The 18,817-nt window shown below is 40.4% G+C and carries 21 protein-coding genes and 1 riboswitch; of the genes, 15 read left to right on the top strand and 6 right to left on the bottom strand.

The window, feature by feature from the left end:
• The 5 genes from menD (at nt 1) to menC (ending at nt 6,071) form a co-directional block, all read left to right on the top strand.
• A complete protein-coding gene (menD, locus tag ACZ5XR_RS22090) occupies nt 1-1,749 on the top strand; it encodes a 2-succinyl-5-enolpyruvyl-6-hydroxy-3-cyclohexene-1-carboxylic-acid synthase (protein WP_464498648.1) in 1,749 nt (582 codons plus the stop codon).
• Nucleotides 1,749-2,564, top strand: a complete 816-nt coding sequence (gene menH / locus ACZ5XR_RS22085) for a 2-succinyl-6-hydroxy-2,4-cyclohexadiene-1-carboxylate synthase (protein WP_464498647.1) — start codon at nt 1,749-1,751, stop codon at nt 2,562-2,564. Before menD ends, menH begins: the two co-directional genes overlap by 1 nt.
• A 14-nt stretch (nt 2,565-2,578) precedes the next feature.
• Nucleotides 2,579-3,397: a 1,4-dihydroxy-2-naphthoyl-CoA synthase gene (gene menB / locus ACZ5XR_RS22080; protein WP_464498645.1), complete on the top strand. Its 819-nt coding sequence runs from the start codon at nt 2,579-2,581 to the stop codon at nt 3,395-3,397.
• Between the two features lie 68 nt (nt 3,398-3,465).
• The gene (locus ACZ5XR_RS22075) at nt 3,466-4,965 is read left to right on the top strand and encodes an o-succinylbenzoate--CoA ligase (protein ID WP_464498644.1); all 1,500 of its coding nucleotides are present in this window, start codon (nt 3,466-3,468) and stop codon (nt 4,963-4,965) included.
• Complete coding sequence (gene menC / locus ACZ5XR_RS22070; protein ID WP_464498642.1) at nt 4,962-6,071, top strand: o-succinylbenzoate synthase; 1,110 nt, start codon at nt 4,962-4,964, stop codon at nt 6,069-6,071. The genes ACZ5XR_RS22075 and menC overlap by 4 nt, the downstream gene beginning before the upstream one ends.
• 38 nt (nt 6,072-6,109) lie before the next feature.
• Here the strand turns inward: menC and ACZ5XR_RS22065 are convergent, their stop codons facing one another.
• Entirely contained in the window at nt 6,110-6,268 is a 159-nt protein-coding gene (locus ACZ5XR_RS22065) for a DUF1540 domain-containing protein (protein WP_464498641.1), read from the bottom strand.
• A gap of 162 nt (nt 6,269-6,430) precedes the next feature.
• Here ACZ5XR_RS22065 and ACZ5XR_RS22060 point away from each other — a divergent pair, with 162 nt between their 5' ends.
• Complete coding sequence (locus ACZ5XR_RS22060) at nt 6,431-7,006, top strand: beta-class carbonic anhydrase (protein ID WP_464498639.1); 576 nt, start codon at nt 6,431-6,433, stop codon at nt 7,004-7,006.
• 53 nt (nt 7,007-7,059) lie between these two features.
• Here the strand turns inward: ACZ5XR_RS22060 and yidD are convergent, their stop codons facing one another.
• Nucleotides 7,060-7,299 (bottom strand): membrane protein insertion efficiency factor YidD, encoded by a 240-nt coding sequence (gene yidD / locus ACZ5XR_RS22055; protein WP_464498638.1) that lies wholly within the window; start codon nt 7,297-7,299, stop codon nt 7,060-7,062.
• 150 nt (nt 7,300-7,449) lie between these two features.
• On the opposite strand from yidD, the gene ACZ5XR_RS22050 reads away from it, so the two are divergent.
• Complete coding sequence (locus tag ACZ5XR_RS22050; RefSeq protein WP_464498636.1) at nt 7,450-7,923, top strand: S-ribosylhomocysteine lyase; 474 nt, start codon at nt 7,450-7,452, stop codon at nt 7,921-7,923.
• 24 nt (nt 7,924-7,947) lie between these two features.
• Here ACZ5XR_RS22050 and ytzI read toward each other — a convergent pair whose 3' ends face one another.
• Together ytzI and ACZ5XR_RS22040 are read right to left on the bottom strand one after the other, a co-directional pair.
• Nucleotides 7,948-8,115, bottom strand: coding sequence for a YtzI protein (gene ytzI / locus ACZ5XR_RS22045; RefSeq protein ID WP_464498635.1), 168 nt, complete (start codon nt 8,113-8,115; stop codon nt 7,948-7,950).
• A gap of 89 nt (nt 8,116-8,204) precedes the next feature.
• On the bottom strand, nt 8,205-8,462 hold the full coding sequence (locus tag ACZ5XR_RS22040; protein WP_464498634.1) for a DUF6154 family protein: 258 nt from the start codon (nt 8,460-8,462) through the stop codon (nt 8,205-8,207).
• A 212-nt stretch (nt 8,463-8,674) separates the two neighbouring features.
• Between ACZ5XR_RS22040 and ACZ5XR_RS22035 the strand changes: the two genes are divergently transcribed.
• From ACZ5XR_RS22035 to ACZ5XR_RS22020, 4 genes are all read left to right on the top strand, one after another.
• The gene (locus ACZ5XR_RS22035) at nt 8,675-8,995 is read left to right on the top strand and encodes a hydrolase (protein ID WP_464498632.1); all 321 of its coding nucleotides are present in this window, start codon (nt 8,675-8,677) and stop codon (nt 8,993-8,995) included.
• Nucleotides 8,996-9,107: 112 nt separating this feature from the next.
• The gene (gene ytkD, locus ACZ5XR_RS22030; RefSeq protein ID WP_464498631.1) at nt 9,108-9,614 is read left to right on the top strand and encodes an RNA deprotection pyrophosphohydrolase; all 507 of its coding nucleotides are present in this window, start codon (nt 9,108-9,110) and stop codon (nt 9,612-9,614) included.
• Nucleotides 9,592-10,374, top strand: a complete 783-nt coding sequence (locus tag ACZ5XR_RS22025; RefSeq protein WP_464502405.1) for an alpha/beta hydrolase family protein — start codon at nt 9,592-9,594, stop codon at nt 10,372-10,374. The genes ytkD and ACZ5XR_RS22025 overlap by 23 nt, the downstream gene beginning before the upstream one ends.
• Nucleotides 10,375-10,416: 42 nt before the next feature.
• The gene (locus tag ACZ5XR_RS22020) at nt 10,417-10,659 is read left to right on the top strand and encodes a DUF2584 domain-containing protein (RefSeq protein ID WP_464502404.1); all 243 of its coding nucleotides are present in this window, start codon (nt 10,417-10,419) and stop codon (nt 10,657-10,659) included.
• A gap of 42 nt (nt 10,660-10,701) precedes the next feature.
• On the opposite strand, the gene pckA is transcribed toward ACZ5XR_RS22020, so the two are convergent.
• The gene (pckA, locus tag ACZ5XR_RS22015; RefSeq protein ID WP_464498630.1) at nt 10,702-12,285 is read right to left on the bottom strand and encodes a phosphoenolpyruvate carboxykinase (ATP); all 1,584 of its coding nucleotides are present in this window, start codon (nt 12,283-12,285) and stop codon (nt 10,702-10,704) included.
• 287 nt (nt 12,286-12,572) lie between these two features.
• A riboswitch (SAM riboswitch) is annotated at nt 12,573-12,726 on the top strand.
• A 202-nt stretch (nt 12,727-12,928) separates the two neighbouring features.
• On the opposite strand from pckA, the gene metK reads away from it, so the two are divergent.
• Nucleotides 12,929-14,131: a methionine adenosyltransferase gene (gene metK, locus ACZ5XR_RS22010; RefSeq protein WP_464498628.1), complete on the top strand. Its 1,203-nt coding sequence runs from the start codon at nt 12,929-12,931 to the stop codon at nt 14,129-14,131.
• A 124-nt stretch (nt 14,132-14,255) separates the two neighbouring features.
• Nucleotides 14,256-16,154, top strand: coding sequence for an asparagine synthase (glutamine-hydrolyzing) (gene asnB, locus ACZ5XR_RS22005; protein ID WP_464498626.1), 1,899 nt, complete (start codon nt 14,256-14,258; stop codon nt 16,152-16,154).
• A gap of 24 nt (nt 16,155-16,178) precedes the next feature.
• Here asnB and ACZ5XR_RS22000 read toward each other — a convergent pair whose 3' ends face one another.
• Entirely contained in the window at nt 16,179-16,697 is a 519-nt protein-coding gene (locus ACZ5XR_RS22000) for a gamma carbonic anhydrase (RefSeq protein ID WP_464498625.1), read from the bottom strand.
• 158 nt (nt 16,698-16,855) lie between these two features.
• Between ACZ5XR_RS22000 and ACZ5XR_RS21995 the strand changes: the two genes are divergently transcribed.
• On the top strand, nt 16,856-17,659 hold the full coding sequence (locus tag ACZ5XR_RS21995; protein ID WP_464498624.1) for an alpha/beta hydrolase: 804 nt from the start codon (nt 16,856-16,858) through the stop codon (nt 17,657-17,659).
• 14 nt (nt 17,660-17,673) lie between these two features.
• On the top strand, nt 17,674-18,768 hold the full coding sequence (locus ACZ5XR_RS21990) for a tetraprenyl-beta-curcumene synthase family protein (protein ID WP_464498622.1): 1,095 nt from the start codon (nt 17,674-17,676) through the stop codon (nt 18,766-18,768).
• Nucleotides 18,769-18,817 lie beyond the last annotated feature (49 nt).

Below are 18,817 nucleotides of genomic sequence, written 5' to 3'. Positions count from 1 at the left end.
ATGAACCATCAAGAATCATTAACCGCTTATATTGCTGCCTTTGTTGCAGAACTTGTTCTTACAGGTATTACCGACGTAGTTGTTAGCCCGGGTTCAAGATCAACACCGATGGCGATGGTAATGGCAGAACATCCTAATTTAAATCTTCATATCCACGTGGATGAACGATCAGCAGCTTTCTTTGCGCTAGGAATTGCGAAGACAACTAATCGGCCTGTTGCCATCCTTTGTACATCCGGAACGGCAGCGGCTAACTATTTTCCAGCCATCGTGGAAGCCAAATACTCCAGAGTGCCGCTCATCGTTTTAACGGCGGACCGTCCTCATGAGTTAAGAGAGGTGGGGGCCCCGCAGGCGATTGATCAAATCCACTTATATGGACATCATGTCAAATGGTTTTCCGAGATGGCGTTACCTGAAAACAGTAATGAAATCATTCGTTATGCACGGTCAGTTTGTGCTCGAGCGGTTTCAATTGCCACTCAGGCCCCATCCGGACCCGTGCATTTGAATTTCCCTTTTCGGGAACCCCTAATTCCAAATTTGGACGAAGGACTATTCCAAATGGGGGAACGTCAGAATGGCTATGTTCAAGTTCACAATGGAGATTTAACAATCAATGCGGCACAAATCAAAGAGCTGGCAGAAAGGTTAAGCGGGAAAGAAAAGGGCATTATTGTTTGCGGAAATATTGCGGATGAGCGCTTTGCTGATTCCGTTAATCTTCTTGCTGCGGCATTAAATTTTCCAATATTAGCTGATCCTTTATCACAGCTTCGAAGCGGAAAGCATATTCAAGAATGGACCATTGAGACCTATGATACATTTCTAAGAAATGAAGATGCCAAGACCTACTTGAAACCAGATGTCGTCATCCGATTCGGTGCGATGCCGATTTCGAAGGCGTTAACGATCTTTTTAAAGGAAAATCATACGGCCGAGCAATTTGTTATTGATGGCGGGGGCGGCTGGCGGGATCCTTCAGCCCTATCTACCAGCATGATCTACTGCAATGAAACCGCATTCTGTGAAAAACTGGTATCATACATCGAACCAAATCCGTCTACAGGCTTTTTGGAAAAATGGAAAAAGGTCAATAGTCTAGTAAAAGAAAACATGTCCATCATTCGCGATTCGGTCATTTTAAATGAAAGTAAGCTTTTCTATCAACTAGCCGATCTCCTTCCGAGTGACGCAGTTCTTTTTGTCGGCAACAGCATGCCGATTCGTGATTTGGACAGCTTTTTCCTTAATAACGATAAATCAATCAAAGTGATGGCTAACAGGGGCGCCAACGGTATTGATGGAACTGTTTCAACCGCACTGGGTGCCGCACTATATTCGAAATCTTTATATCTGATCCTTGGTGATTTAACCTTTTTCCATGATTTAAATGGTTTACTTGCAGCAAAACTCTTTAACATTAATATTCATATTATTCTTGTAAATAATAATGGTGGTGGAATTTTCTCTTTTCTTCCCCAATCAGAACATCGGAAAAATTTCGAACTTCTTTTTGGAACACCATTAAATCTTGAATTTGAACATGCCGTACGCATGTTTAATGGGAATTTTACAAAAATAAACAATTGGGAACATTTTAGCTCGATGATGAAAGACCATCAACATGCTGAAGGAATTAATGTTTATGAGATTATGACAAATCGTGACAGAAATCGAGATGAGCATCGTGATTTCTGGAATTTGGTTTCCCAGGAAATATCAAAATTTGTCAATGGTAACAAATAATGAAGGTAAATGTCGAAGGAATAAGTTATCATGTTGAAGTTTTTGGAAAAGGATTTCCACTTCTCTTGCTGCATGGATTTACAGGTGATACTTCTACATGGACTCCTTTTTGGTCCGTCTGGGGTGAACAGTCGAAATTGATCATTCCTGACATCATTGGCCATGGCAAATCGGATGCCCCTGATGAAATGAGCCGTTATCAAATCGAATCAGTCGCCAGGGATATTCGGACTCTTTTAGACCAACTGGAGATTCAACAAGTTGATATTCTCGGTTATTCCATGGGGGGGAGGCTGGCATTGACCTTTGCTCTTATTTATCCGGAAAGAGTTCGAAAACTCATTTTGGAAAGTGCCTCTCCCGGTCTCGAAACAGAAAAAGAACGGAAACTTCGCCGTATGAAAGACGGGGCATTAGCAAATTTTATTATGGAGCGGGGGATCAAGGACTTTGTTGAATATTGGGAGGCGATTCCGCTTTTTTCAACAATGGACCGGCTGCCCATTGCGGTAAAAGATGCAATCAGAGCCCAGCGGTTAACCAATTCGAAAACCGGCCTGGCAAACAGTTTAAAAGGAATGGGGACCGGCTCACAGCCTTCATGGTGGGACCGGTTAAATGAAGTAGGCTGTAAGGTTTTATTGCTCACTGGTGATCAGGATGAAAAGTTTTACTTAATTGCAGAAAAGATGTTAAAGGGCTTGAAAAATGGCACTTGGATTGTAATCGAAAATAGCGGCCATGCAATTCATGTGGAAGAACCAGAAAAGTTTGGTACAATAGTAAGTGGCTTTTTGAAGTCAAATAATGAATAAAGGAGGATTCTATTTTGACAGTAGAATGGATTGCAGGACGCAAATATGATGAAATTTTATATGAAACCTATAATGGAATTGCCAAAATCACCATTAATCGTCCCCATGTACATAATGCTTTTACACCAAAAACCGTAATGGAATTAATTGATGCATTTGCCTATGCACGCGATGATTCAAGTGTAGGTGTAATTGTTTTAACCGGTGCCGGGGACCGAGCATTTTGTTCAGGTGGTGACCAAAGCGTACGAGGACATGGCGGTTATGTTGGCGAGGACCAAATCCCTCGTTTAAACGTTCTTGATCTGCAAAGATTAATCCGAGTGATTCCAAAACCGGTTATTTGCATGGTTAAGGGATATGCGATCGGCGGCGGTCACGTTCTCCATGTTGTTTGTGATTTAACAATTGCAGCCGATAATGCTGTTTTTGGACAAACCGGACCGAAAGTAGGCAGCTTTGATGCTGGTTATGGGTCAGGTTACCTTGCAAGAATTATCGGTCATAAAAAAGCCCGTGAAATTTGGTATTTATGCCGCCAATATAATGCGCAAGAAGCGCTTGATATGGGCCTTGTTAACACCGTGGTTCCTCTTGAGCAAGTTGAAGAAGAAACGATTAAATGGTGTGAAGAAATGCTTCAAAAGAGCCCAACTGCTCTCCGTTTCATTAAAGCAGCAATGAATGCTGATACGGATGGATTAGCAGGACTTCAGCAATTTGCGGGTGACGCGACATTACTTTACTATACAACAGAAGAAGCAAAAGAAGGCCGCGACGCATTTAAAGAAAAGCGTAAGCCTGATTTTGGAAAATTCCCGCGTTTTCCTTGATCGTTGACTTTTTTACTAGCAGCTTGGTGGTTTCCATCAGGCTGTTTTTATATAGAAGGGTGACAAATATGCAAAATGATGTTATGCCAAATTTTTTGAAAAAGAGAGCATTTTTAACTCCGGACCGCACAGCTGTTTATTTTCAGGATGATGAATTAACCTTCAAAGAGCTTTATCAACGCTCATTAATGACGGCAGGTCAGCTTTATGGGTTTGGTCTTCGTAAAGGGCAATATGTGGGTATTTTATTACAGAATCATCTCGATACGGTCGTCATCTTTTTTGCTCTGCAGCTGTTAGGGGTAAGGGCTGTAATTTTAAATAATCGGCTCACTTCAGCAGAGTTGGCCTGGCAATTGAACGATTCAAAATCTGACTGCCTCATTTTAGAGCCAAGCTTTATTGAACTTGAGCATGAAATAAAGCAGAAGCTTCAATCATTAAAAACGATTACAAAAGAAGAAATATTTCAATTGGGTGCGGATATACTGGTTATCCAAGAAGAGGTCTGTCTATCAGATGTATGTACGGTCATGTACACCTCAGGAACGACCGGAAATCCCAAAGGTGTCCTGCAGACCTATGGAAACCACTGGTGGAGCTCTGTTGGCTCAGCATTAAATCTCGGGTTCATGGAACAGGATTGCTGGTTATGTACCGTGCCGCTTTTCCATATAAGTGGTTACTCCATTTTAATGCGCAGCATTATTTATGGAATGCCGATTGTTCTCCATGAAAGCTTTGATGCAAAGAAAACCATTTTAGATATTGAAAATAAACGAGTAACAATCATGTCGGTGGTTGGAACGATGTTGTCCCGAATGGTTGATATCCTTGAAGAGCAAGGGCTTCCTGAACATTTTCGCTGCATGCTGCTTGGGGGAGGTCCTGCTCCGCTTCCATTATTACAAGCTTGTGTGAAAAGAGAGATCCCTGTATTCCAGACCTATGGAATGACAGAAACAGCTTCACAGATTGTTACCCTTTCACCGGAATACAGTCTTACAAAACTCGGGTCAGCCGGAAAGCCATTGTTTCCCTCTCAAATTAAAATTATTCTTGAGGACGGCAGGGAAGCAAATGAAGATGAAGCCGGTGAAATTGTTGTTAAAGGCCCTAACGTCACAAGCGGCTATTTATACCGCCCGGAAGTTTCAAATGAAAAGCTTCGAGATGGCTGGTTTTATACAGGAGATATTGGCTATTTGGATCGGGAAGGGTTCCTCTATGTACTGGATCGTCGGTCTGACTTAATTATTTCTGGCGGAGAAAATGTTTATCCGGCTGAAATAGAATCTGTCTTACTTTCACACCCAAATGTACAGGATGCGGGAGTAACTGGTATAGATGACGCAAAATGGGGACAGGTACCGATCGCGTTTATTGTTACGAATCAAGGGAGTAGTATTTCGAATGAGGAGATTCAGCGGTTCTGCCTCGAGCGACTGGCGAAGTACAAGGTTCCAAAAGCCTTTTACTTTACTGAAGCCCTTCCGAGAAATGCTGCAAAAAAACTTTTAAGAAGAAAGCTTCGTGAATGGGTAAATGAGGCTGGAAGCGAAATATGAAGTTAAAGACTATTCAGCTCAATGTCATTCAAATGCCCCTTAAAGCACCATTTTTGACTCATTTAGGAGCGGTAAAGGACCGCAAAGGGATCATTATCGAAATAACCGATTCAGATGGAATAAAGGGCTATGGTGAGGGAGTAGCTTTTTCAAGCCCTTGGTATACAGAGGAAACGGTCAAAACAAGCCTTCATATGATGTCTGATTTTTTAATCCCATTGATACAAAAGAACCCGATTGCCCATCCAGAGGATGCTTCACGTATATTTAATTCAGTGAGAAGAAACCACATGGCAAAGGCTGCAATAGAAATGGCTCTGTGGGATTTATATGCGAAGCAGCATGCAAGCTCCCTTTCAAAGGTTCTGGGCGGGACAAGGGAAACCATCGCTTCTGGAGTGGTGGTGGCGACAGACTCCACTGCGAATGCTCTTAAGCAAATCGAAACATACCTTGAGGATGGATATCAGCGGATTAAAATAAAAATTAATCCCCAACAGGATTATTCCTTCCTTACTGAAATTCGCCGGTATTATCCTGAACTGCCCATCATGGCGGATGCCAATTCTGCCTACACATTAAAGGATAAAGACCGCTTAAAAGCCTTGGATGATTTTAACCTGCTAATGATTGAACAGCCGCTGGCCCATGACGATATCATTGAACACGCTGCCCTGCAAAAAGTCATTAAAACGCCGATTTGTCTGGATGAGAGCATTGTTACGTTTGACGATGCCAGAAAAGCAGTTGAACTTGGCAGCTGTAAGGTCATCAATATTAAGGCAGGCCGTGTAGGAGGCCTTACTGAGGCGAAGAAAATCCATGATTATTGTTTGAGCAAAGGGGTTCCGGTCTGGTGCGGCGGAATGATTGAGTTTGGAATATCAAGAGCCCATAATATAGCCCTTTCCTCATTGCCGGGATTTACGATTCCAGGTGATGTTTCCGCCTCAAACCGTTTTTGGGAGGAAGATATTATAACGCCGGAGATTAAAGTGAACAATGGCTTCATTTCCGTCCCAAACACGCCTGGAATCGGATTCGAAATCAATAAAAAGCGACTTCAAAAAGTCATGTTGGCGGAAAGGAATTTTACCTTTTATTAAAAAAGAACCAGGCAAATATACGCCTAGTTCCTTACAGTCTAAATGTCAGCCGCTTCAAAGGTTTTGCAATCCGTTTCTTTGGTGGAGTCAGCTGTCTTTCCCGTATGGCTGACAACATAAATTTGTTCGGCACTGCATTTATTTCCATGTGCCCAATATGAGCAATTATTAACTTCACATAAAACATCTTTAGCCAATTGTATCACTCCTAATAAAATTGTAATACAGAAATAGCTTTTGATGTTCGAACCAAGTTCATCCCTGCCAGTAAAAGGGAGATGAAGGACAAGCAAGAAATTCGTAGAAATAAAAAAATTGCGGTATCTTAATAAAGAGACAAAAGAAAGGTGGAGTAAAAAATGGAACAGCATAAACTATTACACGATATCCTGGACTACAATGAAAAATTTGTGGAAAGCAAAGAGTATGAGAAATATGTAACAACAAAATTCCCCAAAAAACGAATGGTTGTCCTCACCTGTATGGATACAAGGCTTCTTGAACTTTTACCAAAGGCTTTGAATTTAAATAATGGAGACGTCAAACTAGTAAAAAATGCGGGTGCCATCGTTTCCCACCCTTTTGGCAGTATTATGCGCAGTATTTTAATCGCGGTTTATGAATTACAAGCGGAGGAAGTAATGGTCATTGCCCACCACGATTGCGGCATGAGCGGTTTAAAAGCAGGTCCGGTCATCGAAAGTATGAAAGAAAGAGGAATTACAGAAGAAACCCTAAATACCTTAGCGTATGCAGGAGTAGACTTTGAGAAATGGCTTCACGGCTTTGACCATGTCGAAGAAAGTGTCGTACACAGTGTCAACACAATCAAAAATCATCCCTTAATGCCAGCAGGAGTCCCAGTCCATGGCCTTGTCATTGATCCAAAGACAGGAAAACTCGATCTAATCGTTGATGGTTATCAAGAAGCATAAGGGGTCAGCATAAGGGGTCTGACCCCCGGTGCTTTAAAGCGGTAAAGGATGTGCTAGTGATTTTCGGTGCCATTTCTTTTTTCCGGAACTGGGTCCAGACCTCCGGGATGAAAGGGATGGCATTTTGAGATTCGCTTGATGGTTAACCAGCCTCCCTTAACAGCTCCAAAACGCTGTATTGCTTCTATACCATAATGGGAACAGGTCGGATGAAAACGGCAGGATGGCGGTTTTAAAGGTGATATAAAAAGCTGATAAAATCGTATAATTGAAATAAATGCTTTTTTGAACATAATTTAGGTTCTCTCCTTCATTACGATTATTTACAACTTACCATAAAATTAAAATATCGTCTAAATTGGATAATTTAAATTAAACTAAGTTGATGAAAAAACTCGGAATTTATAGTATGATAATGTAAGATACGTAAAGGAGTGATTTTAATGCCTTCAGTTGAAAGCTTTGATTTAGATCATAATGCTGTTAAAGCCCCATATGTAAGACATTGCGGTGTCCATAAAGTGGGGAGCGACGGCGTTGTTAATAAATATGATATCCGTTTCTGCCAGCCAAATAAGCAGGCGATGAAGCCTGATTCCATTCATACGCTTGAACATTTGCTTGCTTTTAATATTCGCAAGCATTCTGAAAAATACGACCACTTTGATATTATTGATATTTCGCCAATGGGCTGCCAAACTGGCTACTACCTTGTTGTCAGCGGAGAACCAACTGTAGAAGAAATTATTGACCTCTTAGAGGATACAATGAAAGACGCAGTGGAAATTACTGATATCCCAGCTGCAAATGAAAAGCAATGTGGTCAAGCGAAGCTTCATGATTTAGAGGGAGCAAAACGGTTAATGCGTTTCTGGCTTGAGCAAAGCAAAGAGGATTTAAAACAGGTGTTTGCATAAAAAAGAGGCTCCCGAGCCTCTTTTTTATGATTTCATTTGCTTTTCCTGGTTATCATCTTCTTTTTCTATATGTGGATTATTTTCTAAAGGATCGACTGTATGCTTGTATTCATAGGCTTTAGAAGTGGTAATAACTGCAAGCAATAAAACAATTATGACAATCACAATACCTACAACCATGACCGTGTACATTTCTTTCCCCCCTTACTTTCAATTTTATCATGATTAATAAAAATAAAAAGGAAACTGCTAAAGCAATTTCCCTTCGCTGGTATGTAGAATCAATGGATATTTCTTGGATAATAAGTATTCGTGCGATGCTGTCCGTATTCTTCCTGGGCAAATTTCCCTTTTAAGCTCTCGATTAAATAGAGGCCCATCAAATCGTAAAGTTCTTGTTTATCCATGTCTTGGATTAAGGCAATGAGATCTTCATGAGACATTTCCTCTAAAAAGGCAAAGGCCAACATATCGATATCTTCCTCATCACCTGTCAACTTGTTTCGATACATTTCATAAAGCTCATCAACTAATTTCATTTTTATCCACCTCCATTTAAAAAGTGTTTTAATCTTATTCAACCTCATAATGATGAAAATACACTAAATGAGTTTGTAGTACATTAAAAACTATTACCTTAATTTTATGCCTATTATACAGATTCATTTCCAAAAAATGAACTAATTTTTCAAAAAGAATAAAATTTATCTGTTTGTGGAAAACGAAAGATAGTTATTTATAAGGGGATGACATGATGGATGATCAAAAGAAAACCTATTATATAGATGTTGGTACAGGTGAAATATCGAGAAGTGCAACAAGTTCGACATGGAGTTATAAAATTCATGCTACTGATGAGGAAATTACTCAGCTTCGTGAACTCTTCGAGCAAAACTGCTCCAATGAATTAGGGACATTTATCAGGGCGCATATTCCATTTAAGGAATATCACCATGACAAAGACAATGATGACTATGATAGCAATTTGCAACAAGCTTATAGCATCATTCACAAGCTTGGTGATGAGGGAACAAAAGCACATATTGAGAGTATGAATATTTTACCTCGGTAACCTTAATTTAACAAGTGAAATAAATCCTTATCGATAATAGATAAGGATTTTTCTTCTTTTCAGATGAATCGATTATAATAAAAGCAACATTGTTTTTTATAAGGGGTTTGTCATGAAAGAATTTTATGATTTTTATGGGAATAAAGTGAGCTTGTCTTTTTCAAAAAATCAATTTCAAGAGGAAACAAAACATGTTCTAGTTATTTGTCAGTATCAGAATGGCTGGCTGCTGACGAATCATAAAAAACGCGGGCTTGAATTTCCAGGAGGGAAACAAGAGGCAGGTGAAACGCTTGTAGAGGCGGCAAGACGAGAAGTGTATGAAGAAACCGGTGCCATTCTGGGGGACATCATAAGGATTGGGGAATATAAAGTATCCAGTCAAAATGAGGCCTTTGTGAAAGCTGTGTTTTGGGGAATGATAACGAGAATGGAAAGAACGAATAGTTATCTCGAAACAAACGGGCCGGTTTTTGTAAAAGGAGATCTCTTAAAAGATCGGTTTGGAGATGATTACAGCTTTATTATGAAGGACCAAGTCATAGAGGAATGCATGAAACATATTGAAAAACTGCAAGGAGATGTAATAGTTGAAGATGGAAAGCGGAAGAATTGTTAATCAATATCGATTCCCTTCTCCAAATCCAAATGTGGAAATAACAATCATCACTTACATATCTAATGGCTTACAGGTAAAAGGAATGCTCGCAGCACCGAAGCATATGGAAACTTGTGACGGGTTTCTTTATTTAAGGGGAGGAATAAAAAATGTCGGCAGGGTAAGACCAGCCCGCATTGCTCAATTTGCTGCAGAGGGATTTACTGTATTTGCCCCTTTTTATCGCGGAAATCAAGGCGGGGAAGGAAATGAAGATTTTGCAGGGAAGGATAGAGAAGACGCATTTTCTGCCTATTTACTGTTAAAATCACTCACTTCGGTTAAAAAGATTCACATCTTTGGCTTTTCCCGCGGAGGTGTGATGGCATTACTTACAGGAATTCAGTTTCCGGATGCCTCCTCTGTTGTCACATGGGGTGGTGTAAGTGATATGTCACTAACCTATTACGAACGAAAAGATTTGCGGAGAATGATGAAAAGGGTAATCGGAGGCACACCTGAAAAATATCCCGAACGCTACCATGAGAGGACACCATTATTTGAACTGGAGAATTTGGCAGCTCCCGTCTTGATTATTCATGGGGTGAAGGATGAAAATGTATCGGTGGAGCATGGTTTTAGGCTTGAAAAGCGGTTAAGGATGCTTAATAGACCTGTTGAGTCCTGGTATTTTGAGTCGTACACACATTATTTTCCTCCGATGATAAACCGAAAAATTGTAGCAGACCTATCGAGGTGGATGAAAAGTCAGGGCAATTAATGATAATATATTATTAGAACCAAGCAGAGGAGCGGATTTGTGATGGGTATGCCCCTTGAAGTGAATACGTTGATTGTTACGAAGGGCCGGGAAAAAAGAGTGGAAGAAAATCTCTTTCTCTTGGAAAAAGAAGGATACAGACTTTATCCGATTGATATTCCCATTGATGTTCGAAAAACGATTGAAAGCGATTCAAACGGAACAGCTGTGATCAAGAAAGTGGAATGGCAGAATCGAACAACGGTTATAACTTATCAATTAATTTCATTGAATTCGACAAATTAAAAAAGAAGGCTGACCCAAAAAGGGTCAGCCATTTTGTTTCTATTATGCAATCGGTCCGCCATTTTCGATGATTTCTTGCGGAACGGTGGTGAATTTTTTAAAGTTTTCACGGAATTTTGCCGCTAATTCTTTTGCTTTTACTTCATAGGCTTGTGAATTTTCCCAAGTTTTTTGCGGCTGAAGAACTTCATCAGGAACACCCGCAATATGAAGAGGGATATTTAATCCAAAAATAGAGTCTTGAACCGTTTCGACATGATTCAATTCCCCTTCAAGTGCAGCTTCCACCATGGCTCTTGTATAGGACAGCTTCATTCTGTTCCCAACGCCATATTCACCGCCGGTCCAGCCGGTATTAACGAGAAATACATTTGCTCCATGTTCAAGTATTTTTTTGCCGAGCATTTCCGCATACCGAGTGGCACGAAGCGGAAGGAATGGCGCACCAAAACATGTTGAGAATGTTGCTTCCGGTGCGGTTACTCCGCGTTCTGTACCGGCCAGCTTGGAAGTATAGCCGCTTAAGAAGTGATACATGGCTTGTTCCTTTGTCAGTTTAGAGATTGGCGGCAATACGCCAAAGGCATCTGCAGTCAAGAATACGATCGTGTTAGGATGACCGGCAATGCTTGGAAGAATGATATTATCAATCGCTTGGATTGGATATGCTGCTCTTGTATTTTCCGTTAATGTCCCATCATCGTAATCAGCGACCCTTGATTCAGGATTGATGGTCACATTCTCTAATACTGTACCAAAGCGAATGGCGTCAAAAATCTGCGGTTCCTTTTCCCTCGTTAGGTTAATGCATTTCGCGTAACAGCCACCCTCGATATTAAAGACACCGTTAGCCGACCAGCCATGTTCATCATCGCCAATGAGACGGCGGGTAGGATCGGCTGATAGAGTCGTTTTTCCTGTTCCGGATAGCCCAAAGAAAAGGGCCACATCGCCTTCTTGCCCTACATTGGCTGAACAATGCATCGATAAAATATTATTTTCAGGAAGCAAATAGTTCATGACAGAGAAAATAGATTTTTTCATTTCTCCTGCATACTCTGTACCGCCAATTAAAACAGTACGCTGTTCAAAAGAGATGATAATAAAAGTTTCGGAGTTTGTCCCGTCAACAGCTGGGTTCGCTTTAAAGTCAGGCACAGAAATAACCGTAAACCCTGGATCATGGGATAACATCTCTTCCTCATTCGGACGAATAAATAATTGATGGACAAACAAATTATGCCAGGCATATTCATTTATTACTTGAATCGGAAGCTGAGTCTTTTTATCAGCACCAGCAAACCCTTTAAAAACAAAAATCTCATTTTTATCTTTTAAATAGTCTAGAACTTTATGATAAAGGTTTGTAAAAGCTTCTTCGGAAATGGACTGATTGTTTCCCCAGTCGATTTTATCTTTAGTGGATTCCTCAACAACAATAAATTTGTCTTTTGGTGAACGTCCTGTATATTTTCCTGTGGAAACCCGGATGGCACCGGTTGAGGATAAGGTCCCCTCATTGCGGAGTAAAATTTTTTCAACAAGTTGAGGTACGGATAACTGGGTCTGGACATGGCTTTCACTCAGTAATTGTTTTAACCCGTTTGGAATATGAACTGAATTCATTTTAAGAATCCTTCCTTTTTTAAGTTTTTTAAATGATCTCTTCTTGGTAAAAAGTATAACACATTTATTTTAATAGTCTATACTAATTAATAAAATAATTGACTTCAATACCACAATTATAAAATTAGGCAAAATTAATGATAATTTACATAGGATTATGCTTCTTTTATATGAAACAATGCGAATTTAGTATGAGTGATTGGGCAATTTTTAATTAAGATTCTTTTCAAAAAAATTATTGACATTGTTCGACAGCGTGGGGTAAGATTGAAAATTGAACGGATACTCTCTTATCCCGAGCTGGTGGAGGGACAGGCCCTATGAAACCCAGCAACCTGCAACAACGAAAATGATCAACAACGGAATTGCTTTATTATTCCATCACATTTTCCGAGCAAAGGTGCTAAACCTGAAGCAAGGCTTGACCTTGGACGATAAGAGTGAAAGGCGCGCAAATCTTTTGCTTTCAACCTTTCCTCATAATGGAAAGGTTTTTTGTATTTTGTGCAGTTAATTCGCTAATCATTTATTTCCATTGTGAAAATACACTAGGGATTGTTTTTCATAAAAACCCCCTATTAACTTCATACTACTAAGGGAATGAGTTCCGTATCATATTATTTCATTTTTAGGAGGAATTCAGATGTCAACAAAACGTCGTTTGTTTACTTCTGAATCAGTAACTGAAGGTCATCCTGACAAGATTTGTGACCAAATTTCTGATTCGATTTTAGATGCGATTTTAGCCAAGGATGCGAATGCCCGTGTTGCGGCAGAAACTTCCGTAACCACTGGTTTAGTCCTTGTAGCAGGGGAAATCACAACTTCTACTTATGTGGATATTCCAAAAATTGTCCGTGAAACGATAAAAGAGATCGGATACAATCGTGCTAAATACGGCTTTGATTCTGAGACTTGTGCTGTATTAACCTCTATTGACGAACAATCAGCTGACATTGCGATGGGTGTTGATCAGGCACTTGAAGCTCGTGAAGGTCAAATGTCTGATGAACAAATTGAAGCAATTGGTGCAGGGGACCAAGGTCTAATGTTTGGTTTTGCTTGTAATGAAACAAAAGAGCTTATGCCTCTTCCAATTTCTCTTGCACATAAGCTTGCCCGTCGTTTAACAGAGGTTCGTAAAGAAGAGATTCTTCCTTATCTGCGTCCAGATGGTAAAACCCAAGTAACGGTTGAGTATGATGAAAATGATAAACCTGTACGGATTGACACCATCGTAATCTCTACTCAGCACCATCCTGAAATTGCCTTGGAGCAAATTCAACGCAATCTAAAGGAATATGTTATTAATCCGGTAGTTCCAAGTGAACTAATCGATGAAAACACAAAATATTTCATTAACCCAACAGGCCGTTTCGTTATTGGCGGACCACAAGGGGATGCCGGCTTAACAGGACGTAAGATCATCGTTGATACGTATGGCGGATATGCTCGTCATGGCGGCGGTGCATTCTCTGGTAAGGATCCTACAAAAGTTGACCGTTCTGCGGCATATGCAGCCCGCTACGTTGCAAAAAATATTGTTGCAGCCGGACTTGCAGAAAAGTGTGAAGTACAGCTGGCTTATGCAATCGGTGTCGCTAGACCGGTTTCCATTTCGGTTGATACATTTGGTACAGGGAAAGTAAGTGAAGAGGTATTGGTGGATTTAGTAAGTGAAAACTTTGACCTGCGTCCAGCGGGTATCATCAATATGCTGAACCTTCGCCGCCCAATTTACAAACAAACGGCTGCATATGGTCATTTTGGCCGTATTGATGTTGACCTTCCTTGGGAGCGTACAGATAAAGCAGACAAGTTACGTGAACAAGCTTCTAATCGATAATATAGCAGGGAGTTGCATTTTTTCATGCAGCTCCCTTTTTATTTGACTAAGGATTCTAAAACAGGTGAAAACTGGATAATATCTTAATTATATTGGAATTCCAGATTGGGAGTGTTGGGTAATCATGTGTGGTTTTATTGGCTGCGTTCATGAACAAACGCAAAGCTACCGGGAAAATCAAAAACATCTATTTAAAAATATGAACGATATCATTACCCATCGTGGCCCGGATGATGATGGATTTTATTATGACGAGCATATTCAATTCGGGTTTCGCCGCTTAAGTATTATTGATATTGAGTCCGGACATCAGCCGCTTACCTATGAAAATGAGCGATATTGGATTATTTTTAATGGTGAGGTATATAACTATGTGGAATTGCGAGAAGAGCTTTTAAAAGAAGGACTGCAGTTTGCAACCCATTCTGATACGGAAGTGATCGTAGCTCTTTACAGCCATTTTAAAGAGAGGGCCGTTGAAAAGCTCCGCGGGATGTTCTCGTTTGTCATTTGGGATAAACAGGAGCAACACCTTTTTGGGGCAAGAGATCCCTTCGGCATAAAACCATTTTTTTATTTTGAAGATGATGACAGAACCTTTTTTGCCTCGGAGAAAAAAAGCATCCTGCTAGCACTTCAAAATGATGTGCTAAATTTCCAGGCCTTGCAGCACTATTTTACCTATCAATTTGTGCCGGAGCCCAATACCTTATCCGCCGGAATCAATAAACTTGAGCCCGGGCACTATTTTACAAAAAAAATTGGTTCTCCTATGAAAATCAAGCAATATTGGAAAGCCCGATTTGCACCCGTAAAAGGATCCGAATCAGATTTTGTGAGTGAGATTAAAAGGGTCTTAATGGATTCAGTGAAAATCCATATGCGCAGTGACGTACCTGTTGGCTCCTTTCTTTCAGGCGGTATTGATTCTTCAATCATTGTTTCAATCGCGAAAGAGTTTCATCCATCCATAAAAACATTTTCGGTAGGGTTTGACCGGAATGGATACAGTGAAATTGATGTGGCGAAGGAAACGGCTGAAAAGCTTGGGGTAGAAAATATCAGCTATTGTATCACCCCGGAAGAATACATGAAGGAGCTCCCGAAAATCATCTGGCATATGGATGATCCCTTAGCAGACCCGGCCTGTGTTCCACTGTATTTTGTTGCTCGAGAGGCGAGGAAACACGTGACGGTTGTTCTCTCAGGTGAAGGAGCGGATGAACTGTTTGGCGGCTACAATATTTATCGGGAACCGCAATCGTTGGAAGTATTTAATAAGGTGCCCGGTGCTGTAAAACAATTTCTGTATTGGACGGCAGGAATGCTGCCAGATGGTGTAAAAGGAAAAAACTTTATTATGCGCGGCGTGACCCCAATGGAGAAGCGGTATATTGGAAATGCGAAAATGTTTTCAGAAGAAGAAAAACAGGGATTACTCACTGTTTATCAGGAAGGTCTGAAATATACTGACATCACAAAACCCTTTTATGAGGAATCTCGAGAGTATGACCCTGTGAATCGGATGCAATATATTGATATCCACACTTGGCTGCGAGGTGATATTCTCCTTAAAGCCGACCGAATGACAATGGCTCATTCACTTGAATTACGGGTTCCCTTTCTCGACAAGTCGGTGTTTGAGACGGCTTCAAGAATCCCTGCAAGTCTCAAAACAGCGAATGGAACGACAAAGTATATCCTTAGGAAAGCGGTAGAAGGGATTGTTCCAGATCATGTCCTTAACAGAAAAAAACTCGGGTTCCCTGTCCCCATCCGTCATTGGCTGAAGGAGGAAATGAATGACTGGGCAAAAAAAATAATCCGTGAAAGCAATACGGATTATTTAATCAATAAAAAATATTTATTAAATCTCCTGGAGGACCATTGCCGAGGAAAGGCCGATTACAGCCGGAAAATTTGGACAGGGCTTATGTTCATTATATGGCATCAAGTTTTTGTCGAAGAAAAGTATGCCTTTCAGCGTCAATTTGCAGGTATTCCTCTAACCACGAAAAACTAAGGGAAACACAATCTCCCTTAGTTTTTATTCATTTTTTTGCAGTGATTTATAAAATTGTGCTTTTTCTGCATATTCCCTTGAGATTCTTTCCATGTCCTTTATATCTTCAGGTGTTAGTTCCCTTATAACTTTGGCAGGTCTTCCAAATGCCAATGTATTTGGTGGAATCTTTTTTCCTTGAGGGACAAGACTTCCGGCTCCAATAAATGCCCCTTCGCCAATCTCGGCATTATCAAGGATGATGGAGCCCATGCCGATTAATGCCTTTTTCCTAATGATACAACTATGGAGAATCACTTGATGTCCTACAGTTACTTCATCTTCTAATATAAGCGGATTATTAGGGCTTTGATGAAGAACAGAATTGTCCTGAATATTGACTTTGTTCCCAATGATCGTCGGGGCAACATCGCCGCGGACCACGGAATTAAACCAGACGCTTGATTCTTCCCCGATGGTAACATCGCCTGTTATGGTTACAAAATCAGCAATAAAGGCAGAATCAGCGATCACGGGATCTTTATCTTTATAGGGATAGATCATAAAAATTCGCTCCTTTTAACATGATGAGTTTATTGTAGCGAAATTGTTCTATAGAGTAAAAGTAATTTGCATTTGATTTCTAGAGTCTTTTGATGCGTGACCTTTGCTTTATTTATGGTAATATAAATAATAATTATTCGGTTTTAGGAGGAAAGAAAATGTGGAAATGGGAAGCGGAAGGGGACGCGAAAGCTGTTATTGTGATGGTTCATGGGGCTATGGAGCATCATCGCCGCTATGGCTGGCTAATTGAAATGTGGCGGTTATCAGGCTTTCATGTCATCATGGCAGACCTCCCTGGACAAGGAATGACCACAAGATCCCTTAGAGGCCATATTGATTCCTTTGATGAGTACATATATGAGGTAAAGGACTGGATTCAAGCTGCATATCGCTATAATTTACCGGTTTTTTTACTCGGACACAGTATGGGAGGATTAATTTCTATCCGTCTGCTTCAGGAGGAGAGAATGAATGTAGCAGGGGTAATCCTTTCCTCCCCATGTTTGGGCTTGGTTCAAACACCATCTAAATTTTTAGATTTACTTTCCCATGGATTGAACATTGTCTTTCCTACTTTTCGGATGAATTCCGGTTTGACGGTAGATATGGCGACGAGGAATTTAGATGTTCGTGAAGCAGATGTGAATGATACGCTCTATATCACAAAGGTATCAGTTAGATGGTATCGAGAACTATTATCGGCCATAAAGCTGGCGTTTCAAAACATGGATAAAATTCAAGATGTCCCCATGCTCGTCATGCAAGGCGGGGATGATAAGATCGTTAATAAAATTACCGTAAAAAATTGGTTTAACCATGCTCCATTATCGGAAAAACGATTTAAAGAATGGCAAAAATGTTATCATGAAATTTTTAATGAGCCTGAGCGTGAGGAAATATTTGAGTATGCCAAGGACTTTGTCCTCGGTCAATTAAAATCAATTGGCTATATTGTATAAAGGGGGCGGGATGGATGCCATTTTCAATGATGCCAATTAGCTTAATGTCAAGGGTTTACCGTAAAATCATTCCAGCTGTGCATCAAGAGCTAAAGGTTTGGAAATCTCGTGCCGAAAAAATCCCAAATCCTGAGCTAAGAAGACAGGCGCTTGCCAGCATTGAACATAAAACGTTTCACTGTGAAGGCGGAGCGATACTTGCGCTAATGGCAAAGGAGCATTATAAAACAGCTGTTAAGTTTATCGTCGCCTATCAAACCATAAGTGATTATTTAGATAATCTTTGTGACCGAAGCACCTCCCTTGACCCGAATGATTTTGCCGCACTCCACGAATCGATGTCTGATGCACTGACGCCGGATGCCGTAGAGAAAAACTATTATCGGCTCCGGGATGACCAAGATGATGGAAATTACTTGAATGATTTATCGAATACATGCCGCACCGTTTTAAAGGAAATAACACATTTTACGTTCATTGAAAATCATCTCATGGAACTCTGCCGTTATTATTGCGATTTGCAAATTCATAAACATGTTATTTTTGAAGAAAGAGTGCCGCGTTTGGAAGAATGGTTCAAGCATTATCAAAGTAAATTGCCCGAAATGGAATGGTATGAATTTTCGGCATGCTCCGGGTCAACACTAGGGATTTTTTGCCTTATTTCTTATGCATTGCGTGATGATTTTAAGGCCCAAGATGCTGAGAATATTCGGAAGGGATATTTCCCGTATATTCAAGGATTACATATTTTATTGGATTATTTTATTGATCAGGAGGAAGACCTTGCCGGTGGAGATTTAAATTTTTGCTTTTATTACGAAAATCAGGAAAAGCTGTTTAGCCGATTAAAACATTTTGTAGTGGAAGCCGACCGCCATACGGAATATCTCCCACATAAAAAATTCCACCAACTGATTAACCGCGGGCTGTTAGGGATTTATTTGTCAGACGGAAAAGTCCGTAAACAAAAGAGCGTTCGCAAGCTGGCAAAGGAAATCATAAAGGCTGGCGGCAGCATAAGTTATTTTTTCTATTTAAATGGCCTTGCTTACCGTTCCTTGCAGCGCTGGATGCCAACGTTTGTAACTCGGTTAATTGTAAAATAAAAGGGTCAGACCCTCTTGTTCAACACTCAAATATAGCGCTTTTAAGATA

Source organism: Neobacillus sp. Fa239 (assembly GCF_055395235.1).
Note: the sequence above shows the minus strand (reverse complement) of the source record. Positions and strands in the feature narration are given on the sequence as shown.

Bases quoted from the DNA above. Each gene is read 5' to 3' on its own strand.
- menD (WP_464498648.1), top strand. From the start codon at position 1: ATGAACCATCAAGAATCATTAACCGCTTATATTGCTGCCTTTGTTGCA.
- menH (WP_464498647.1), top strand. From the start codon at position 1,749: ATGAAGGTAAATGTCGAAGGAATAAGTTATCATGTTGAAGTTTTTGGA.
- ACZ5XR_RS22075 (WP_464498644.1), top strand. From the start codon at position 3,466: ATGCAAAATGATGTTATGCCAAATTTTTTGAAAAAGAGAGCATTTTTA.
- menC (WP_464498642.1), top strand. From the start codon at position 4,962: ATGAAGTTAAAGACTATTCAGCTCAATGTCATTCAAATGCCCCTTAAA.
- ACZ5XR_RS22060 (WP_464498639.1), top strand. From the start codon at position 6,431: ATGGAACAGCATAAACTATTACACGATATCCTGGACTACAATGAAAAA.
- yidD (WP_464498638.1), bottom strand. From the start codon at position 7,299: ATGTTCAAAAAAGCATTTATTTCAATTATACGATTTTATCAGCTTTTT.
- ACZ5XR_RS22050 (WP_464498636.1), top strand. From the start codon at position 7,450: ATGCCTTCAGTTGAAAGCTTTGATTTAGATCATAATGCTGTTAAAGCC.
- ytzI (WP_464498635.1), bottom strand. From the start codon at position 8,115: ATGTACACGGTCATGGTTGTAGGTATTGTGATTGTCATAATTGTTTTA.
- ACZ5XR_RS22040 (WP_464498634.1), bottom strand. From the start codon at position 8,462: ATGAAATTAGTTGATGAGCTTTATGAAATGTATCGAAACAAGTTGACA.
- ACZ5XR_RS22035 (WP_464498632.1), top strand. From the start codon at position 8,675: ATGATGGATGATCAAAAGAAAACCTATTATATAGATGTTGGTACAGGT.
- ytkD (WP_464498631.1), top strand. From the start codon at position 9,108: ATGAAAGAATTTTATGATTTTTATGGGAATAAAGTGAGCTTGTCTTTT.
- ACZ5XR_RS22025 (WP_464502405.1), top strand. From the start codon at position 9,592: ATGGAAAGCGGAAGAATTGTTAATCAATATCGATTCCCTTCTCCAAAT.
- ACZ5XR_RS22020 (WP_464502404.1), top strand. From the start codon at position 10,417: ATGGGTATGCCCCTTGAAGTGAATACGTTGATTGTTACGAAGGGCCGG.
- pckA (WP_464498630.1), bottom strand. From the start codon at position 12,285: ATGAATTCAGTTCATATTCCAAACGGGTTAAAACAATTACTGAGTGAA.
- metK (WP_464498628.1), top strand. From the start codon at position 12,929: ATGTCAACAAAACGTCGTTTGTTTACTTCTGAATCAGTAACTGAAGGT.
- asnB (WP_464498626.1), top strand. From the start codon at position 14,256: ATGTGTGGTTTTATTGGCTGCGTTCATGAACAAACGCAAAGCTACCGG.
- ACZ5XR_RS22000 (WP_464498625.1), bottom strand. From the start codon at position 16,697: ATGATCTATCCCTATAAAGATAAAGATCCCGTGATCGCTGATTCTGCC.
- ACZ5XR_RS21995 (WP_464498624.1), top strand. From the start codon at position 16,856: ATGTGGAAATGGGAAGCGGAAGGGGACGCGAAAGCTGTTATTGTGATG.
- ACZ5XR_RS21990 (WP_464498622.1), top strand. From the start codon at position 17,674: ATGCCATTTTCAATGATGCCAATTAGCTTAATGTCAAGGGTTTACCGT.